Annotated in this window: 18 protein-coding genes; 8 read left to right on the top strand and 10 right to left on the bottom strand. The window is 71.5% G+C overall.

Features of this window, described 5'->3' with window-relative positions; translation table 11 throughout:
* Positions 1 to 10: 10 nt before the first annotated feature.
* The 3 genes from ACH4KB_RS35840 to ACH4KB_RS35830 all read right to left on the bottom strand — a co-directional run bounded on the left by ACH4KB_RS35840 (position 11) and on the right by ACH4KB_RS35830 (position 3,333).
* Positions 11 to 1,039, bottom strand: a complete 1,029-nt coding sequence (locus ACH4KB_RS35840) for a sigma-70 family RNA polymerase sigma factor (RefSeq protein ID WP_398070950.1) — start codon at positions 1,037 to 1,039, stop codon at positions 11 to 13.
* A 167-nt stretch (positions 1,040 to 1,206) separates the two neighbouring features.
* Positions 1,207 to 1,923 (bottom strand): L,D-transpeptidase family protein, encoded by a 717-nt coding sequence (locus ACH4KB_RS35835; protein ID WP_398070948.1) that lies wholly within the window; start codon positions 1,921 to 1,923, stop codon positions 1,207 to 1,209.
* A 99-nt stretch (positions 1,924 to 2,022) separates the two neighbouring features.
* The gene (locus ACH4KB_RS35830; RefSeq protein WP_398070946.1) at positions 2,023 to 3,333 is read right to left on the bottom strand and encodes an MFS transporter; all 1,311 of its coding nucleotides are present in this window, start codon (positions 3,331 to 3,333) and stop codon (positions 2,023 to 2,025) included.
* 62 nt (positions 3,334 to 3,395) lie between these two features.
* Between ACH4KB_RS35830 and ACH4KB_RS35825 the strand changes: the two genes are divergently transcribed.
* Positions 3,396 to 4,349, top strand: a complete 954-nt coding sequence (locus ACH4KB_RS35825) for a LysR family transcriptional regulator (protein ID WP_398070944.1) — start codon at positions 3,396 to 3,398, stop codon at positions 4,347 to 4,349.
* A gap of 25 nt (positions 4,350 to 4,374) precedes the next feature.
* Here ACH4KB_RS35825 and ACH4KB_RS35820 read toward each other — a convergent pair whose 3' ends face one another.
* Positions 4,375 to 5,052: an alpha/beta hydrolase family protein gene (locus tag ACH4KB_RS35820; protein ID WP_398071035.1), complete on the bottom strand. Its 678-nt coding sequence runs from the start codon at positions 5,050 to 5,052 to the stop codon at positions 4,375 to 4,377.
* 187 nt (positions 5,053 to 5,239) lie between these two features.
* Here ACH4KB_RS35820 and ACH4KB_RS35815 point away from each other — a divergent pair, with 187 nt between their 5' ends.
* Positions 5,240 to 6,394, top strand: a complete 1,155-nt coding sequence (locus ACH4KB_RS35815) for an adenosine deaminase (RefSeq protein WP_398070942.1) — start codon at positions 5,240 to 5,242, stop codon at positions 6,392 to 6,394.
* Between the two features lie 134 nt (positions 6,395 to 6,528).
* Complete coding sequence (locus ACH4KB_RS35810) at positions 6,529 to 6,831, top strand: hypothetical protein (RefSeq protein WP_228922517.1); 303 nt, start codon at positions 6,529 to 6,531, stop codon at positions 6,829 to 6,831.
* Positions 6,832 to 6,963: 132 nt separating this feature from the next.
* Here the strand turns inward: ACH4KB_RS35810 and ACH4KB_RS35805 are convergent, their stop codons facing one another.
* From ACH4KB_RS35805 to afsQ1, 5 genes are all read right to left on the bottom strand, one after another.
* Positions 6,964 to 7,170 carry a PspC domain-containing protein gene (locus ACH4KB_RS35805; RefSeq protein ID WP_215111184.1) on the bottom strand — a complete coding sequence of 69 codons (207 nt, stop codon included), beginning with the start codon at positions 7,168 to 7,170 and terminating at the stop codon, positions 6,964 to 6,966.
* Positions 7,171 to 7,264: 94 nt separating this feature from the next.
* Entirely contained in the window at positions 7,265 to 7,837 is a 573-nt protein-coding gene (locus tag ACH4KB_RS35800) for a VanZ family protein (protein WP_398070939.1), read from the bottom strand.
* Between the two features lie 179 nt (positions 7,838 to 8,016).
* Complete coding sequence (locus ACH4KB_RS35795) at positions 8,017 to 8,652, bottom strand: hypothetical protein (protein ID WP_398070938.1); 636 nt, start codon at positions 8,650 to 8,652, stop codon at positions 8,017 to 8,019.
* Positions 8,649 to 10,178 carry an ATP-binding protein gene (locus ACH4KB_RS35790; protein ID WP_398070936.1) on the bottom strand — a complete coding sequence of 510 codons (1,530 nt, stop codon included), beginning with the start codon at positions 10,176 to 10,178 and terminating at the stop codon, positions 8,649 to 8,651. Before ACH4KB_RS35790 ends, ACH4KB_RS35795 begins: the two co-directional genes overlap by 4 nt.
* Complete coding sequence (gene afsQ1, locus ACH4KB_RS35785) at positions 10,175 to 10,852, bottom strand: two-component system response regulator AfsQ1 (protein WP_006127084.1); 678 nt, start codon at positions 10,850 to 10,852, stop codon at positions 10,175 to 10,177. Before afsQ1 ends, ACH4KB_RS35790 begins: the two co-directional genes overlap by 4 nt.
* Positions 10,853 to 11,034: 182 nt before the next feature.
* Here afsQ1 and ACH4KB_RS35780 point away from each other — a divergent pair, with 182 nt between their 5' ends.
* The 4 genes from ACH4KB_RS35780 to ACH4KB_RS35765 all read left to right on the top strand — a co-directional run bounded on the left by ACH4KB_RS35780 (position 11,035) and on the right by ACH4KB_RS35765 (position 16,061).
* Positions 11,035 to 11,802 carry a SigE family RNA polymerase sigma factor gene (locus ACH4KB_RS35780; RefSeq protein ID WP_398070934.1) on the top strand — a complete coding sequence of 256 codons (768 nt, stop codon included), beginning with the start codon at positions 11,035 to 11,037 and terminating at the stop codon, positions 11,800 to 11,802.
* Positions 11,803 to 12,174: 372 nt separating this feature from the next.
* Positions 12,175 to 12,645 carry a hypothetical protein gene (locus ACH4KB_RS35775; protein ID WP_398071033.1) on the top strand — a complete coding sequence of 157 codons (471 nt, stop codon included), beginning with the start codon at positions 12,175 to 12,177 and terminating at the stop codon, positions 12,643 to 12,645.
* Between the two features lie 70 nt (positions 12,646 to 12,715).
* A complete protein-coding gene (locus ACH4KB_RS35770; protein ID WP_398070931.1) occupies positions 12,716 to 14,983 on the top strand; it encodes a hypothetical protein in 2,268 nt (755 codons plus the stop codon).
* A gap of 61 nt (positions 14,984 to 15,044) precedes the next feature.
* A complete protein-coding gene (locus tag ACH4KB_RS35765; RefSeq protein WP_398071031.1) occupies positions 15,045 to 16,061 on the top strand; it encodes a hypothetical protein in 1,017 nt (338 codons plus the stop codon).
* A 6-nt stretch (positions 16,062 to 16,067) separates the two neighbouring features.
* On the opposite strand, the gene ACH4KB_RS35760 is transcribed toward ACH4KB_RS35765, so the two are convergent.
* Entirely contained in the window at positions 16,068 to 16,772 is a 705-nt protein-coding gene (locus ACH4KB_RS35760; protein WP_398070929.1) for a uridine kinase, read from the bottom strand.
* A gap of 61 nt (positions 16,773 to 16,833) precedes the next feature.
* Between ACH4KB_RS35760 and ACH4KB_RS35755 the strand changes: the two genes are divergently transcribed.
* Positions 16,834 to 17,253, top strand: a complete 420-nt coding sequence (locus ACH4KB_RS35755) for a hypothetical protein (RefSeq protein ID WP_398070927.1) — start codon at positions 16,834 to 16,836, stop codon at positions 17,251 to 17,253.
* Positions 17,254 to 17,301 lie beyond the last annotated feature (48 nt).

Here is a 17,301-nt window from a genome sequence, read left to right as displayed (position 1 = left end):
TCGCTGACCGCTACGCGTCGGCCGGGAGCCGGTCGGCCAGCCCGAACAGCGGGAACCAGCGCGGGACGTCCAGGAAGCAGTGCATCCCGGTGATCGCCCCGTCCTGGATGTCGATGACCTGGACCGCCCACGGCACGAACCCGTCCCCGTCCTCGGCGGGCTTGTAGTGCGCGAAGCCGGGGGAGCCGTTGGCCAGGACGGGCACCAGCTTGGAGCCCGCGCACGCCGCGCCGATGGAGGTCATGAACCCCGTGATGTCCCCGGTGCCCCGGAGCCACAGGTCGAACGGCGGCATCGTCATCACCGCGTCCTCGTGGAGCAGCGCGGTCAGGGCGGTCATGTCATACCCCTCGAACGCCTTCACATAGCGCTCCAGGAGCTTCTGCTGCTCCTCGTCGAGGGGGTCCGCCACCTCGCCCGCCCGGCCCTCCGTCTCGGTCAGCGTGGCGCGGGCCCGCTGCAAAGCGCTGTTGACCGAGGCGACGGAGGTCTCCAGCAGCTCGGCCACCTCCGCGGCCTTCCAGGCGAGGACCTCGCGCAGGATCAGCACGGCCCGCTGCTTGGGCGGCAGGTGCTGGAGGGCGGCGATGAACGCGAGGCGCACCGACTCGCGCGCCACGGCCGCCTCCGCCGGGTCCTGGACCGAGGGCAGGATCCGGCCGTCGGGCATCGGCTTCAGCCAGACGTTCTCCGGGCGGGGGCTGAGCGCGGCCTGGGCGAGCGGTGTGGGGCCCGTCAGGTCGACCGGGCGGGCCCGCTTGTTGCCCGCGTTCAGCATGTCCAGGCAGACGTTGGTGGCGATCCGGTAGAGCCAGGAGCGCAGCGAGGAACGGCCCTCGAACTTGTCGAAGTTGCGCCAGGCCCGGACCAGGGTGTCCTGCACCGCGTCCTCGGCCTCGAAGGCGGAGCCGAGCATCCGGTAGCAGTACCCCGTCAGCTCGATCCGGTGCCCCTCCAGGCGGCTGTCGATCCCGGCGGCGTCGGCGCCCCCGGCGCCCGCCGCCGCTTCCGTGTCCGTCGTCGTGGTCAGGTCGCTCATCGCTCCACCCCTGTCGCGCGCAGCCGCGCTGTGGCATCCGTCACCCGGTACGTCGGAAGCTACCGCAGGCCACTGACAGCCGGGGCGGAAAGAGGACAAGGGGCACCGGACGCCGTGGCTCGGCCACGATCCGCCCGGCACCCCTCGGGATGCGCTCAGCGCCTCGCTCAGGTCCCGGGCTTGCGCCCGTACACGTACACGTCGTCGCCGTTCTTCAGCAGTTTCCAGTATGCCTTCGCGTCGGCGGGGCGCATGTTGACGCAGCCGCCGGAGCCCGGCGGGTTGTACATGGACTTGGTGACCGAGTGGAACGCCTGGCCGCCGTCGAAGAACTGGGAGTGCGGCATCCAGACCTTGTAGATGGTCGACCAGTGCTTGATGTTGCGCCAGTAGATCTTCTTGGACCCGGTCCGGGTCTCGACGCCGTTCCGGCCGGTCCGCACCGGCACCGGTCCGTACTTCAGCTTCTTGCCGTCCTGGATCCAGCTCAGCTGCCGCGTCAGGTCGACGCAGGCGATGCGCCCCTTGTTGGTGGGGCACTTCTTCGCCTTGTTGGGATTCTTCCCGGCCGCCTTCTGGGCGAGCATCGTGTTCATCGTGCGCCAGGTCAGCGGGCCGGCGTGGCCGATGGTGGGGGTGATCCCGTGCTTCTTCTGGAACTTCTGGGTCGCCTTGCAGTCGGCCGCCGACTGCTTGCCGTCCACGGGCCGCTTCAGGAACTTCTCGACCTGCTTCTGGTGCGGTCCCACCGACTTGGTGCAGGACGCCGCGTGGGCGGCGGTGCCCGTGCCCAGGACCAGGGCCGGGGCGGCCACCAGTCCGGCGACGGACAGGGCCACCCCTCGTCGCAGAGGTCTTCCGGATATCTTCGCCGTGACTCGCATGCGCGCCAACTCCCCTTCGCCCACAGTGCGTCGTTGGTTACGCCTGGTAGACGTGCGAAGGGGTGCGGTGGTTGCGCGCGGGTAGGTCTCGGTTGTGCTTCAGCGCGTGGCGGGGACGAGCGCCCGCCGCTCCGCGCGCGCCACCCGGGTCCCGTACAGGGTGACCGAGACGACCCCGAGGACCGCGAGCAGCCCGAGCGCCACCGTCGCCGTCCAGCCCCCGGCGTGGAAGGCGACCGCGCCCAGCGTGCCGCCCGCGCTGGAGCCCAGGTAGTACGCCGACTGGTAGAGCGCCGAGGCCTGCGCCCGGCCGGACGTCGCGGTGCGGCTCACCGAGGACGAGGCGACCGCGTGCCCGGCGAAGAAGCCGGCCGTGATCAGCACCAGGCCCAGCAGGGCGGCGGCCAGCTGGTCGGCCAGCGAGAGCAGCAGCCCGGCGGCCGTGGTGGAGACCGCCAGATAGAGCGCGCCCCGGCGGCCGAGGCGGGCCACCAGACGTCCGGCGGCGGCGGAGGAGACCGTACCGACCAGATAGACCAGGAAGATCGAGCCGATGACGCCCTGCGGCAGGCTGAACGGCTCCTCGACGAGCCGGTAGCCGATCACCGTGTAGACCGCGCCGAACACCGTCATGAACAGCGCGCCGATCGCGTACAGCCGGACCAGTAGCGGGTCGGCCAGATGCGTGGCGACGGTCTTCGCGAGGGCCTTCGGGTTCAGCGAACCGGGACGGAAGTTCCGGGCCTTCGGGATGAGGAAGTGGAACGCGACGGCGCACGCCAGCGCGAGCAGCCCGACCGCCGCCAGCGCGGCGCGCCAGCCCCAGGCCTGGGCGACCCACCCGGTGAGGATGCGCCCGCTCATACCGCCGATGCTGTTGCCCGCGACGAACAGCCCGATCGCGGCGATCAGCGCCTTGGGCCGTACCTCCTCCGCGAGGTACGCCATCGCGGAGGCCGGCAGTCCGGCGAGCGCCGCCCCCTGGACGGCGCGCAGCGCGATCAGCGCGCCCATCGAGGGCGCGAAGGGCACCAGCAGCCCGACGAGCACCGCGATCGCCAGCGACGCCGTCATCAGCTGCCGCCGCCCGAACCGCTCCGAGAGCGCGCTCAGCGGCAGCACGAACAGGGCCAGCGCCCCGGTCGCCGCCGAGACCGTCCAGCTCGCCTGCCCGGCACTCGCGTCGAACGACGCGGAGAGCGCGGGCAGCAGCGCCTGGGTGGAGTAGAGGAGTGCGAAGGCCGCGACACCGGCGGCGAAGAGGGCGAAGCTCATCCGGCGGTAGCCGGGGCGGCCGGGCTCCAGGCGCTCATGGGTGGCGGCGGCGGGCGCGGCGGTGGTGGTGACGGGGGACTGCGGGGCAGAGGCATCCACGACGATGGTGGATGCCCCGGTACTGGCGGGAGGCATACGTCGAAAGTAGAGCGGGACGTTTCATGCGTCCAATGCACGAAACTGCGATAATCAATCCCATGGCGCATGAACGCAGCTCAGGGCCTCGGCTGTCACCCAGTAGTTACGAAGAAGACATCCGGGCCGTGCTCGCGCCCCGCCTCGCGTACTTCGAGGCGGTCGCCCGGCACGAGCATGTGACCCGCGCCGCGCACGAGCTGGGCGTCCCGCAGTCCACGCTCTCGCGGGCCATGGTCCGGCTCGAAGCGGACCTGGGCGTCGCCCTGTTCGCCCGCAGGGGCCGCACGGTCTCGCTCACCCCGGCGGGCCGCACCTTCCTCGGCTCGGCGGAACGCGCCCTGGCCGAGGTGGAGAAGGCCGCCGACTCGGTCCGGGCGGACGCCGACCCGACGGCGGGCCGGGTCTCCTTTGGCTTCCTGCACACCATGGGCTCGGAGACCGTGCCCGCCCTGATCCGCGCCTTCCGCGTCGACCACCCCAGGGTCCGCTTCCAGCTCGTGCAGAACTACGGCGAGGCGATGATCGAGCGGCTGCGCGCGGGCGGCCTCGACCTGTGCCTCACCTCACCCGTGCCCGACGCCCCCGACCTGGTCGCCCGCCGCCTCGACGAACAGCGGCTGCGCCTCGTGGTCCCCGACGACCACCGCCTGGCGTCCCGCCGGCGCATCCGGCTCGCCGAGGCCGCCGACGAAACGTTCGTCACCCTGGAGCCCGGTTACGGGCTGCGCCGGATCACCGACGACCTCTGCGCCCAGGCGGGCTTCACACCCCGGGTCGCCTTCGAGGGCGAGGAGGCGGAGACCCTGCGCGGGCTGGTCGCCGCCGGGCTCGGGGTGGCCCTGCTGCCGCCGCCCGCGGTGGCCCGCCCCGGCGTCGTCGAGCTGACGGTCACCGCACCGCGCGCCGCCCGTGAGATCGGCGTCGCCTGGCTGGACGGCCACCCCGACACCCCGCCGGTCGCCGCCTTCAAACGCTTCCTGCTCTCGCGCCGGGGCCACCTGCTGCCGGACTGAGCGGGGCGCCCGGCGGGGTGTGCGCTCAGTGCCGCAGCGACCGGCCGAACCCGGCGGCCAGCGGCATCCGCAGCCCCAGCGGCGGCGGTGCGGCGAGCGCGTCCGCGACCGGGCGGGCGTAGGACCGGGCGAAGAGCGAGCCACGTACGAAGTCGGCTGCCAGCGCCATCACTTCGGAGCGGTGCTGGCGCAACGAGTGGCCGTCGGAATGGACTTCGAAGCGGCAGGTGTCCCGGTTGGTCTTCTTCGCCCGCTCGGCCAGCCGGTAGGACAACTCCGGGTCGGTGCGCTCGTCGTTGGTGCCGTGCACGATCAGCACCCGCCGTCCCATCAGCTGCCCCACCGGCTCCGGTTCGGCCGCCGCCTGCTCCGGCAGCCACGGGGCCAGCGCCAGGACGGAGGTGACCGCGCCGTGTCCCGCGGCCCGCAGCGCGGCCCGCCCGCCCGTCCCGTGGCCGGCCAGGCAGACCGGTACGTCGCCGTACCGGCGCTGCACCTCGTCGGCCGCCCACGCGGCGTCCTCGACGGGACGCGCGTCGCCCGCGTTCCAGCCCCGGCGGCGGTAGCGCAGTACGTGCACCGCGAGCCCGTCGCCCGCCCCGGCGCGGGCCAGGGAACGGGCGAACGGCAGCTGTGCCGCGTACGACAGGGGGGAGGGGCGACGGTGCGAGTCGGCCCGGCCGTCCGGGAGCAGCAGCACCACGCCGCTGACCTCGTCCATCGTTCCGGCCGTCCGAACGGCCCGTCCCAGGCTTGCCGCGGGCTGGGGGAGTGCGCGCTGTCCCATGACAGAACAGTGTCAGAAGGAGAGGTGTACTCCACCCGACTTCGCGGTCACTGTTACGCATCGACACCAGGCGCTCTACGCGCGTAGGCGCTAGAGTGCCAAGATGACGAGCCAGACCCCGAACGTCCCTGATTCCGACCAGATCCGGCGCGCACCCAAGGTGCTGCTCCACGACCACCTCGACGGCGGCCTGCGGCCGGGCACCATCGTCGAGCTGGCCCGCGCGCAGGGTTACGACTCCCTCCCCGAGACCGAGGCCGACAAGCTCGGCATCTGGTTCCGCGAGGCCGCCGACTCCGGTTCGCTGGAGCGCTACCTGGAGACGTTCGCCCACACCTGCGCCGTCATGCAGACCCGTGACGCGCTGTTCCGGGTGGCCGCCGAGTGCGCCGAGGACCTCGCCGAGGACGGCGTCGTCTACGCCGAGATCCGCTACGCCCCCGAGCAGCACCTGGAGGGCGGCCTGACCCTCGAAGAGGTCGTCGAGGCCGTCAACGAGGGCTTCCGCGAGGGCGAGCGCATCGCCCGTGCCCACGGCCACCGCATCCGCGTCGGCGCCCTCCTCACCGCGATGCGGCACGCCGCCCGTGCGCTGGAGATCGCCGAACTCGCCAACAGCTACCGCGACCAGGGCGTCGTCGGCTTCGACATCGCGGGCGCCGAGGCGGGCTTCCCGCCCACCCGCCACCTCGACGCGTTCGAGTACCTCAAGCGCGAGAACAACCACTTCACGATCCACGCGGGCGAGGCCTTCGGCCTGCCGTCGATCTGGCAGGCGCTCCAGTGGTGCGGCGCCGACCGCCTCGGCCACGGAGTGCGGATCATCGACGACATCGAGACCGCCGGGGACGGCTCGGTCACCCTCGGCCGCCTCGCCTCCTACGTACGGGACAAGCGCATCCCGCTGGAGATGTGCCCGACCTCCAACCTCCAGACCGGCGCCGCCACCTCGTACGCCGAGCACCCGATCGGGCTGCTGCGCAAGCTGCACTTCCGGATCACCGTGAACACGGACAACCGGCTGATGAGCGGCACGAGCATGACCGGGGAATTCGAGCGACTGACCGAGGCCTTCGGATACACGCTCGACGACATGCAGTGGTTCACAGTCAATGCGATGAAATCAGCTTTCATTCCTTTCGACGAACGTCTCGCCATGATCAACGACGTCGTCAAGCCCGGATACGCGGAGCTGAAGTCCGAGTGGCTCTTCCGCCAGACCACTGTGACCAGCGGTTCCGCGGCCTCTGCGGGCTGAGGACCCCGATAGGTCAAAGGGCCGGGAAGCGGAATCCCGGCCCTTTTCCGCGTGTCGGGATGTTTGCGGCAGGGGCAGCGGGATGGCTAGCTTGCAGAGCCGCTCACATCCCCTTCCCCAAGGATGAATTCCCCATGAAGAAGTCTGCTGCCAAGACTCTCGGTGTCGCCGCTCTCGGCGCCGCTTTCGCCGCTGCCGCCGCCGGCAGCGCCTCCGCCGCCCCCTCGCTGCCGCTGGAGGCCGCCGCCGGGGTGCTCCCCGTCTCGACGATGGCGCTCGACACCGTAGCGAAGTCGGCCCAGAACGCGCCGGTCCAGGAGACCGTCGGCAAGGTCCTCGGCGGCGACGCCACCGACGCTGCCGCCCCGGTCACCGGCCTGCTCGGCGGACTGCCCACCCAGGGCCTCACCGCCAACGGGATCCCGCTCGGCGGCTGAGAGACCGCCGGACCCCCCCGCCCGCCCGCGCGCGCCCGGTCAGCCGGCACCACCCGCACACGCCAGTGGGGCGCACACCCTGATCAGGGTGTGCGCCCCACTGCGCGTATTCGCTCCCCGTGGTCCGGCGCGTCACCAGGCCGTCGCGGAGGAGGCGGACTTCTCCGAGGGCAGCAGCGCCCACAGCGCCAGGTAGAGCAGGAACTGCGGGCCGGGAAGCAGACAGGAGACGACGAAGATGACGCGCATCGTGTTGGCGGAGATACCGAAGCGCCGGGCGAGGCCCGCGCACACTCCGCCGATCATGCGGCCTTCGCGGGGGCGGACAAGTGCGGCCATGGTGGGCTCCTTCGCGAACCGGTTGCGTGAGGAGCGGCCTTGTGCGCTCCCCGATGTATCCATGGTGCGCCGCGAAGGGGGACAAAGCATCGCTCTACGGGGCGAGACCGACCCCGGTAATCGTCGGGGTCGGCCCCCCAGGGGCCTCGTCCCTGAGACGGGTCTCCTGCCGGTAGCAGGGCAGGTCCCGTACCCCCGGCAGGCCCCGGCGGCGAAGCCGCGCCCGGCAGACCGGGACGACCAGCAGATGGGCCAGTACCACCCCGGTGGTGTTCAGCAGCAGCGAGTCGATGTCGACGACCTGACCGGGCACCCCGGTCTGGCCCAGCTCGATGGCGAGCGAGATCAGCGCGCCGGCGGCGACCGTACGCAGCAGGGAGACCCAGGGGGAGACGAAGATCCGGCCCCCGGCCATCGGCAGCAGCACCCCCAGCGGGGCCAGCAGCGACAACGCCCCGCCGATCCGGCGGGCCGCCTCCGCCGGTCCCAGCGCGAGGTCCGCCCTGATCCCGGCGAGCGGCTCGAAATTCGCCGCCGTGATCCAGGGAACGTCCAGCGGGCGCAGCGTCAGCCACCCGACGAACAACAGATGCGCGACAAGGAGAGTAACCCCCGCCGCGCGGAAGTGGATGACGGTCTCGCCGTCCGAACTGTGACGCACGTCCACCAAGACGCCGCGACCGGCAGGATCGGTTCCGCGCCGCCGCGGCCCGCCTCGGGAGGCGCGCCGCCGCGGCCCGCCTCGGGAGGCGCGCCGCCGCGGCCCGCCTCGGGAGGCGCGCCGCCGCGGCCCGCCTCCCGGACATGCCCCGGCCCGGGAGGCCCCGCGGACGGCCCGGACCCGCGTCAGTCCAGCCGGACGCTGTCCGGCGTGGCCAGGTCGCCCGGCCGGGACTTCGTCTGCGAGGTGCACAGATAGCCGCGCGGCGGGTAGTCCCCGGGCCCGCCCAGGACCACCGAGCCGTCCCGGACCAGCGTCTCGCTCTCCGCGTACGTGCACACCAGCTGGGCCAGCGCCTCCGCCGACAGGTCCTCCGGCTGGCTGCTGAGCCGCACGGCGCCCGCCGGGTCGCCGTCCCGGGCCGGGGTCACCCGCAGCCCCGCCGGAACCGCGGTGGTGAACCCGGCCCGCCGCTCGTTCGCGGGCGGTGCCTGCTGGACCTCCTCCAGCAGCGCCCCGGCGACCACCAGGGGGTCGGTGCCGGTCGCGTCCGCCGCCACCGGACGTTCCGCGGTGACCAGCTGTGAGGTGCACACCAGATACACCGTGGTGCTCACGCTGTCCGGCGACCGGGTGGCGACGTCCGATGAGGACAGCCGGCACGGCACCCGGGAGGGCGCGGCCCCCGCGTCCACCGGCACCGAGGTCGTACGGATCCCGCACCCGGAGACCAGCGCCGCGGCCGCCAGCACGGCCGCCAGCGAGGCTGCCGTACGCCGCCGGAGCGGGCCTCGCCGGTACGTGACATCGCCGCGCCTCACGTCGCCCCGTTCCCGTCCGGGGTGTCCGCCCCCGGTTCGCCGTGGTGCGCGAGCTTCTCGGCGTCGCGCGGCAGCCGCAGTTCGAAGACGGCGCCGCCGTCAGGGGAGTTCGCCGCCGTGATGTCACCGCCGTGGATGTGCGCGTTCTCCATCGCGATGGAGAGGCCGAGCCCGCTGCCCTCCGACCGCGGGCGGGAGGCGCTGGCCTTGTAGAACCGGTCGAACACGTGCGGCAGCACCTCCTCGGGGATGCCCGGACCGTGGTCCCGCACCTCGATGACCAGCTCCTCGCCCTCTATCCGCACCCGTACGCCCACCGGCGAACCCCCGTGCTTGAGGGCGTTGCCGATCAGGTTGGCCAGGATCACGTCGAGCCGGCGCGGATCGAGCCGGACCATCATGCCGCGCTCCGCGTCCAGGTCCACCGCGTCCAGCCAGGCCCGCGCGTCGATGCACGCGGTCACCTGGTCGGCGACGTCGACCGTGTCCAGCACCAGCCGGGCCGTGCCCGCGTCGAAGCGGGTCACCTCCATCAGGTTCTCCACCAGGTCGTTGAGCCGCCGGGTCTCGCTGACCACCAGATGCACGGCGGGCGCGATCATCGGGTCGAGGGTGTCCGCCTCGTCCTCCAGCACCTCGGCCACCGCGGTGATCGCGGTCAGCGGGGTCCGCAGCTCGTGCGACATGTCGGCGACGAACCGGCGGCTCGCCTCCTCCCGCGCGCTCATGTCCGCGACCTTCTTCTCCAGCGAGCCGGCCGTCCTGTTGAACGTACGGGAGAGATCGGCGAGTTCATCCGTGCCGGAGACCACGAGCCGGGTGTCGAGCTTGCCCTCGCCGAGCTTGCGGGCCGCGTCGCCGAGCCGCTGCACCGGACGCAGCACCGTTGTCGCGGCGGCCTGCGCCAGCAGCGCCGAGCCGATCAGCGCGAGGGCCGTGGCGATCCCCAGCGACCAGGCCAGCGAGTTGAGGTCCTGCCGCTCCTGGTCGAGGGACTTGAGCATGTAGCCGGTCGGGCCGCCGCCGATGATCCGCGTACCGGCGACCAGATACGGCGTGCCCGCGATGCTCGTCCGCTGCCAGAACAGGTGGTACTCGTGCTCGTTGCTCGACGTCAGCGACTGCTTGCGGGCCACCTGCTTCTGCAACGAGTCCGGCACATCGGCCCGGGTGAAGCTGTCCAGGTCGGAGTAGCCCACGATCGGCTTGCCGCGCTCGCGTTCGGCCTCCAGCAGCACGCTGTAACCCAGGCTGCCGGCCGCCATCTTCCCGGCGGCCCGCTGGAGATCGTCCTTGGTGGGACGGGTGGGCAGCTCCGCCGCGGTGGCCTGCATCTGCCGCCGGAAGTCGTCGAGCGCGGTGTCCTGGGTACGGGTCAGCACGGCCTCGCGGTTGAGCCAGTACGCGATCCCCGAAGCGGAGACCGCGGCCGTCAGCGCCACCAGCGCGAACACCACGACCAGGCGCAGCCGCAGACTGGTCCAGCGCAGACCGGCGCGCAGGGACCGCTTGGCGGTTTCGGTCACTGAGGCGAGTCCAGCCGGTAGCCCACGCCCCGCACCGTACGGATCAGGGTCGGCGAGGACGGCACGTCCTCCACCTTCGCGCGCAGCCGCTGCACACAGGCGTCCACCAGACGGGAGTCGCCCAGGTAGTCGTGCTCCCACACCAGGCGCAGCAACTGCTGCCGGGACAGGGCCTGGCCGGGCCGGCGGCTCAGCTCCAGCAGGAGCCGCAGCTCGGTCGGCGTGAGCTGCAGATCCTCACCGTCCTTGGTGACGGTCATGGCGGAGCGGTCGATCACCACGTTGCCGAAGGTCGCCGAGTCGGTCGACTCGCGCTCCCCCCGGCGCAGCACCGCCCGGATCCGGGCGTCGAGCACCCGCCCCTGGACGGGTTTCACCACGTAGTCGTCCGCGCCGGACTCCAGTCCCACCACGACGTCGATGTCGTCGCTGCGCGCGGTCAGCAGAATGATCGGCAGCTGGTCGGTGCGGCGGATACGCCGGCACACCTCGAAACCGTCGATCCCGGGCAGCATCACATCCAGCACGACCAGGTCGGGCCGCTGCTCGCGCAGCAGCTCCAGGCCGTCCTCTCCCGTCGCCGCGGTGGCCACACGGTGGCCCTGGCGTGACAACGAGAGTTCGAGGGCCGTGCGGATGGCGTCGTCGTCCTCGATCAGCAACAGGAAAGGCACGAACGTCATTCTGGCCCATGGTGGCGCTTCAGTTCGACCTGTGGCCCCCTCCGATTGTCCGGGCACGGCCCCGGCCACCCCTGTGACAGGCCTGTGACAGTCGGGGGACAGCGCCATGAAACTGCCCCGGCAAGCTCTTCGACAACGGGGAACGAACGGACTCCACCGATAGGGGGCGCGAGATGAACGCACTGCACAGCACCAGCTCAAGCGCAGTTGTCACGCGTCTCCACGATGTCGGGCGGAGCACGGAGAAGTCCGGCGTGACGAACATGCGGGGGTGTGTTCGCACCGCCGGGCGTCAGCACCAGGCGGCGGCGGAGCAGGTGCGCATGCCGTACATGGCGGTGGTCGACGCGCCCAAGGGGCCGGCGAGCGCGTACGGGGAAACCACGGGGGACCGCACGGCCGGGACGGCAGACGCGGACGCCGAAGCGGCGTTCACGGCCTACGTCCAGGAGCGACGGGCCTCCCTGTACGCGACCGCCTACCACCTGACCGGTGACCGGTTCGAGGCCGAGGACCTGTTGCAGAGCGCCCTCTTCTCGACGTACCGGGCGTGGGACCGGATCAGCGACAAGGCGGCGGTCGGCGGCTATCTGCGCCGCACCATGACCAATCTGCACATCAGCGCCTGGCGCAGGCGCAAGCTCAACGAATACCCGACCGAGGAGCTGCCGGAGACGGTGGGCGACACGGACGCGATGCGTGGCACGGAGCTGCGGGCGGTGCTCTGGCAGGCACTCGCCCGGCTGCCCGAACTCCAGCGCACGATGCTGGTCCTGCGGTACTACGAGGGCCGCACCGACCCGGAGATCGCGTCGATCCTCGACATCAGTGTCGGCACGGTGAAGTCCAGCATCTGGCGCTCCCTGCGCCGGCTGCGTGAGGACGAGGTCCTCAGCTTCGGACGTGACGAGCAGGAGTCCTTCGGCGAGTTGGTGGCCTGAGGCTGGGCCCTCCGTCTCGGGGGAGGCGGGGGCCACGGGGGAGCACGGGGGAACGGGGGAGTGGTAAGAGCGGGGACCGAGGGGGTTCGGGGGAACCACCACGGGGGACGGCCCGTCGCTTCGGGGGAGGCGCGGGTCACGGGGGAGACACAGCGGGGTCGTACGGGCCGGGGGGGCCTGTACGGCCCCGCTTTCCGTGGGGCCACTCCGGGTCCAGAGGGGCCAGAGAGGCCAGAGGGCCTGGAGAGGCCCTTGTTAGTCTGAACAGGCCACGCCAAGCGCGGGTGGCTCGAAGTAATCCATGGGGGGCAAGTGAGCGGCCAGGCAGGCGACGCGACAGGGACGGCCGGGGCGGGCGACGCGCCGACGTCGATGCGGCTCAACGAGGTTCCCCTCGATCCCTCCCCGCCACCCGTGTACGGGCCGTTCGCGCCGGGGCAGGACCCGAACGCGCCGCCGGCCCAGGTCCCGTACGCCCCCGGCTACGCACCGCCGTTCGCCGCCGGCGGTGGCCCCTCGCTGACCACCAGCCCGGCGCGGAAGAAGGCCGCGGCCGAGGCCATCCGTACGCGCATCAGGCCGCAGAGCAAGGTGGCCGGCGGCCATGCCGACGAGGAGACCGCCGCGGCCGTCAAGGCGTTCGGCGCCAAGGACGGCGACGGATGGGTCACCTCACGCGCGCTGAAGAACGCGCACAAGACCTGGGAACAGCAGGTGCGGGCCATGCTGAAACGGCTTGAGGGGGACGAGAACGGACTCCTGGGGGCCCGTCTGAACCTCCAGGGGTCGGACCTGCTGTCCGGGCAGCAGTTCCGCCCGCCCTCCGCGATCGACGGCTACTGACCGACCGCGGGGCGCGCGAAGAGCCGATGCGGCACGTTCATCGGGTAATCCGGACAACGGGGGGAAGGGCATGCCCACCTATCACGAGATCATGACCACGGACCTGTCCGCCCTGACCACCGCCGCGGACAAGTGGACGGGCATGGCCGGCGAGCTGAGCAAGCGCGAGAAGGAGTACGAGAAAGAGGTCCACGGCATCACGTTGCAGCCGACCTGGATCGGGCAGAGCTCGGACGCCGCCAACGCGCGGTTCCGCGTCACGCTCAACGAGTACAAGGCGGCCCAGGCCGAGGCGAAGGCGATCGCCTCCCTGCTCCGGGACGCGCACACCCAGTTCACGGAGTTCAAGGGCAAGCTGCGGGCGCTGCGGGCCGACGCCCTGAAGGCCGATATGAAGGTGTCGGACAGCGGTCTGGTCGCCTTCGACACGACGACCCTGAGCGACGGCGCACGGAGCGCCTACCACCACGACCCGGACTACCAGAAGTCGGTGCGGGACGCGGTCGCCTCCTGGCAGCGGGCGATCGACCGGCTGGTCGCGGACGCGTCGGACGCGGACACCGGTGTGGAGATCGCCCTGAAGGCGGTCGTGAAGGACTCGGACGTCACCGACGGCACGATGAACGGCTTCAACGCGAAGCCCGTCGGCGACATCGAGGAGTACGAGGCGCGGAACACCGAGGAGATCGCGGACCGCCTGATCGACGGCAAGAAGGTCTCCGCCGCCGACCTGGCCGAGTTCGAGCGTTCGATGCGGGACAACGCCGGTGACAAGGCGTTCAGCCAGTCCCTGCTGACGAAGCTGGGCCCCGAGGACACCATCAGGCTGAGCGACGTCCTGTCGGACCGGGAGCGGGAGGGCGGAGCCTCCGGGGCCCAGTCCACCAGGCTGATGGGCGGACTGGCCAACACGGTGGCGACGGCCACCCAGGTTCCGGGTTCGATGACGGACGCCGGTCCCGGCTCGGCGAAGTACCAGGCATGGCTGGGCAGCGGCGACGGCGCGTTCTACAAGAAGTTCACCGACGGCCTCAAGGAGTCCGGCGCCAAGAACTTCGACTCGAAGACCAACCCGCTCTACGGCTACCGCCCGTTCGTCGAGATGATGACGCACGCCGACGTGCCGTTCGACGACCAGTTCCTCAACAAGCTCGGCGACGACATGATCGCCGCCGAGAAGGACAACAGCGCCATATTCCAGCAGTGGGGCGGCAACCACCGCGAGGGCCGGGCCGACGCGCTCGACAGCCTGCTCGGTGTGATGAGCAAGAACCCCGACGCGTCGACCGCCTTCTTCAACCCGGACCTGGACCACGGGCAGGCGCACCTCGACTACCTGGTCGGCAACGGCGACGAGGCGCGGGAGTGGCCCAAGGAGCACGTCGTGGCCGGGCCCAGGGTGATCACCACCGACGACCCGCTCAGCCGCCACGGCCTGGGGCTCGCGCTGGAGGCCGGCGCGACGGGGAACGAGCCGGGTGCGCCGCTGGGCAAACCGGGGCCGCACAGCGAGGGGCAGGCCCGGGTCATGCAGGGCATCATCGCGACGCTGGACCAGGGGACCAAGGGCGACACCGTCCCCGAGAACCTCAAGGTGCCGCTCGGCCGCGTGCTGAACGACTACACGGCGGATACACACGCGATTCTGGGTGGGTACGCGCCGGGCAGCCCGAGCGGCCTGGACGACATCGAGGGATCGGGCGACAGCGCCTCCATCACCAACGACAAGGCCAGTCTGCTGCGGGTGATGCGTGGTGTGTCCGACGGGGTGGCCGGCGAGGACGAGGAGGGGAATCCCATCCGGGTCTTCGACGCCCTCTATGAGGCGCAGCGCCAGTACGCGGTGGAGTACCTGGACACGGGCGACCGCGTTCCCCAGAGCAGCTTGACCGAGAACGTGACCGGCTGGGATGTCAGGTCACGTGATGTGGGACAGGCCTTCGGCGGCATGAACGCCATCGCCACGGACATGATCCTCGACGTCCGTGACGCCGAGATCGGGAAGATCAACGACCAAGCGCGTTACGCGTACCACGGGTTCGGGGCGGTGGCCAACATGATTCCGCAGGCAGGCGACATCGCGCAGCGGGCCGTGGACGCCGCAACCTACGAGTGGTCCAAGGGTGCTGCGGACGAGGCGGAACTGGTGGCGAAGGGCCAGGTCAGCGAGAAGACGGCGTGGGGCGTCACCAGCACGAACGGCCTTATCCAGGACTGGGCCGACACGCGTGGGGCCGCGAAGGAGAGCAACGCCGTCCGGAACGCCGTCCAGGAAGCGGGACAGAGCTACATCACCGGCCGTGAGGAAGCGTATTCGGCCCTGCGAACAAGGAAGTGAGCACGTGAACACAGCAGGAGCAGCAGGCCGTACGCGTCCGGCGTGGAAGGTCTGGGCGGTCGTGGCCGCTGTGGTCGTGGTGATCGCGGGGTTGCTGCACGCCTGGCGCAACACCAACGTACTGACGGCGGACCGGCTCTGCGGGGACCTGGTCTCGGCGGAGCAGGTGGACGCTGTTCTTCCGGGGTCAGGGCGTCTGGACGCCGAAGGGGACGGTCTGGACGACGACGACCTGACGGATGCGAGGTGCAGGGTCGAGAAGTCGTCCGTCGTCCTCGGTTCCGGCGAGAGCGGGCTGACTGTCCGGCTCTGGGGGGTACGGGGCTATGACCCACTGGCGTTCGAAAGCGAGCCCTACCCGCCGGGCGCCTCGTTCTTCACCGGCGAGGTGACCGGCGGGGTCAATGCGTACAAAGCGTGGGTCATGCTGCCCGAGAAGTGCTGGGCCGACCGGCCGGTGGTCGCCGAGTTCAGCATCACCGAACCGGCTGCCGACCGCACGGCCTTCGCCGCCCTGGCCACCGACACCGTACGGACCATCGCGGCCCGGACCAAGTGCGGTGACCTCCCCGAGAAGCCCGGGACGCTCGTGCCTCCCCGCTCCGACGCCGCCCGCCCGGTCTCCGCCGGACAGGTGTGCGGCCTGGACGGCCTGACCGTGGCGGGCCAGGTGCCGGCGGGGACGAAGGTGCTCGAAGAGGGGCAGCGGGCCCCCGCCGCCCTGTGGGCCTGCAAGCTGACTCTGGATGATGAGACGCGTGGCTTTGTCCGTGCGGACGGCTTCATGAAGTACTCCGCCACCCGAGACCCGCTGCTCATCGACGCCATGCGGAAGTTCCCGGGCACGGCCAAGGGCACGGCGCCGGACGGCCGGGAAGCCGAGATCGTCGACAAGGGTGTCGGATTCATCCTGCCCTGCGCGGATGGCGGCTCTCTCTACCTGGCGGTGGAATCGGGGCAGCAGTACCTGGAGGCGAGCAAGCGGCACGAGGACCTTCCGAAGCGCGACGCCTACGTCGCCCCCTTCACGAAGGCCGCCGCCAAGACCTTCGGCTGCGCCGCCCCCGCGGCCGGCTGAAAGGCCCTACTCCGGCGCCCCCACGGCCGCCCGCCGGCACCGCCCCGCCGCCGCGGCGGCGAACCGCCCCAGCGCCTCCTCCTTGCCGCAGGGATACGCCCCCAGGGCCGTCTGACGGGCCACGATGCGGCGTTCGGCCCGCATCAGCCGCCAGCCCCGCCGCAGCAGGAACGGCACCGACTTGCGGCCCTCGCGCAGATCCCGCACCAGGCGGCGGCGGAACGTGGTGGACGGGCGGCCGCGCAGGCACAGCGCGTCGGCCAGCAGGCCCAGTTCCTGGCAGCGCTCCACTATGTCCGCCGCGAAGATGCCCTCAGCCACGAACAGCGGTGACCGCTCGATGTGGAAGGCCTCGTGACCCGTACGGGAGCTGGTGGCGATGTCGTACACCGGGACGTCCGTACGGCCGCACCGGCACAGCTCGGCGATGGCGGCCACCGCCGCGTCCGCGTCCCAGGACCCGGCGGAGTCCCAGTCGATGTCCGTGGAGCCCGGTACCCGGGGCAGTGTCGGGTCGTCGTGCTGCTTGTAGAAATCGTCCAGACGCAGCACCGGCAGGCCGGTGCGGGCGGCCAGGACGGACTTGCCGGAGCCGGAGGGGCCCGCGAGCAGGACGACGCGGGTCGGGATCGGTTGGGAACTCACAGAACAGAAGTGTGAGGCATTGACCCGCGCAGGGGACCCCTCGGGCCTCCTGTTGGTATCCAGCATCACACCTCAACTACTCTGCGCGCACAGACGATTACCCGACCAGGTCGATCAGGTGGAAAACATGGCCCTTCACGCACGTAAGCCCGAACGTCGCGCCCTGCTGCGCGCCGGTCTGACCCTCACCGCGCTGGGAGCCGCCCTGGGAGCCGGCGCGGGCTCCGCGGGGGCCGTACAGCTGCCCCCGGTCGCGGAGATCCCGGACCAGGGCGCCTCGGCCCTCCAGGCGGTCGGCGAGACGGCCGGACCGGCGGTGACCAGCGCGCTCGGGACCTCGCTGACCGAGAGTGTCGCCCCGATCACCGACCTCCAGCTGGACCCGCTGGCCAACACCGGGACGGACCCCCTGGACAACGCCGTGGGCACCCAGATCGCGGACTTCAAGCCGCTGACCACGGCCGTCCTCACGGACCCGATCACCAGTGGCGGCTCGCTGAGCGACCTGCCCGTGGTCGGGACGGCGACCGGACTCATCACCGGCTGACGCCCGCGCGGACGTACGGCGGACGGGGCCGCCCCGGGGTGGAAGGGC

The sequence above is a fragment of the Streptomyces sp. NPDC017520 genome (assembly GCF_044329855.1).
In the GTDB taxonomy this organism is placed as follows: Bacteria; Actinomycetota; Actinomycetes; order Streptomycetales; family Streptomycetaceae; genus Streptomyces.
The sequence above is the reverse complement of the archived record's forward strand: the minus strand, read 5'-3'. Positions and strand labels throughout refer to the sequence as shown.

Excerpts from the sequence above, each read along its gene's own strand:
- ACH4KB_RS35840 (WP_398070950.1), bottom strand. The coding sequence starts at position 1,039 with ATGAGCGACCTGACCACGACGACGGACACGGAAGCGGCGGCGGGCGCC.
- ACH4KB_RS35835 (WP_398070948.1), bottom strand. The coding sequence starts at position 1,923 with ATGCGAGTCACGGCGAAGATATCCGGAAGACCTCTGCGACGAGGGGTG.
- ACH4KB_RS35770 (WP_398070931.1), top strand. The coding sequence starts at position 12,716 with ATGCCCACCTATCACGAGATCATGACCACGGACCTGTCCGCCCTGACC.
- ACH4KB_RS35780 (WP_398070934.1), top strand. The coding sequence starts at position 11,035 with ATGAACGCACTGCACAGCACCAGCTCAAGCGCAGTTGTCACGCGTCTC.
- ACH4KB_RS35775 (WP_398071033.1), top strand. The coding sequence starts at position 12,175 with ATGCGGCTCAACGAGGTTCCCCTCGATCCCTCCCCGCCACCCGTGTAC.
- ACH4KB_RS35805 (WP_215111184.1), bottom strand. The coding sequence starts at position 7,170 with ATGGCCGCACTTGTCCGCCCCCGCGAAGGCCGCATGATCGGCGGAGTG.
- ACH4KB_RS35815 (WP_398070942.1), top strand. The coding sequence starts at position 5,240 with ATGACGAGCCAGACCCCGAACGTCCCTGATTCCGACCAGATCCGGCGC.
- ACH4KB_RS35825 (WP_398070944.1), top strand. The coding sequence starts at position 3,396 with ATGGCGCATGAACGCAGCTCAGGGCCTCGGCTGTCACCCAGTAGTTAC.
- ACH4KB_RS35810 (WP_228922517.1), top strand. The coding sequence starts at position 6,529 with ATGAAGAAGTCTGCTGCCAAGACTCTCGGTGTCGCCGCTCTCGGCGCC.
- ACH4KB_RS35760 (WP_398070929.1), bottom strand. The coding sequence starts at position 16,772 with ATGCTGGATACCAACAGGAGGCCCGAGGGGTCCCCTGCGCGGGTCAAT.
- ACH4KB_RS35830 (WP_398070946.1), bottom strand. The coding sequence starts at position 3,333 with ATGCCTCCCGCCAGTACCGGGGCATCCACCATCGTCGTGGATGCCTCT.
- ACH4KB_RS35755 (WP_398070927.1), top strand. The coding sequence starts at position 16,834 with ATGGCCCTTCACGCACGTAAGCCCGAACGTCGCGCCCTGCTGCGCGCC.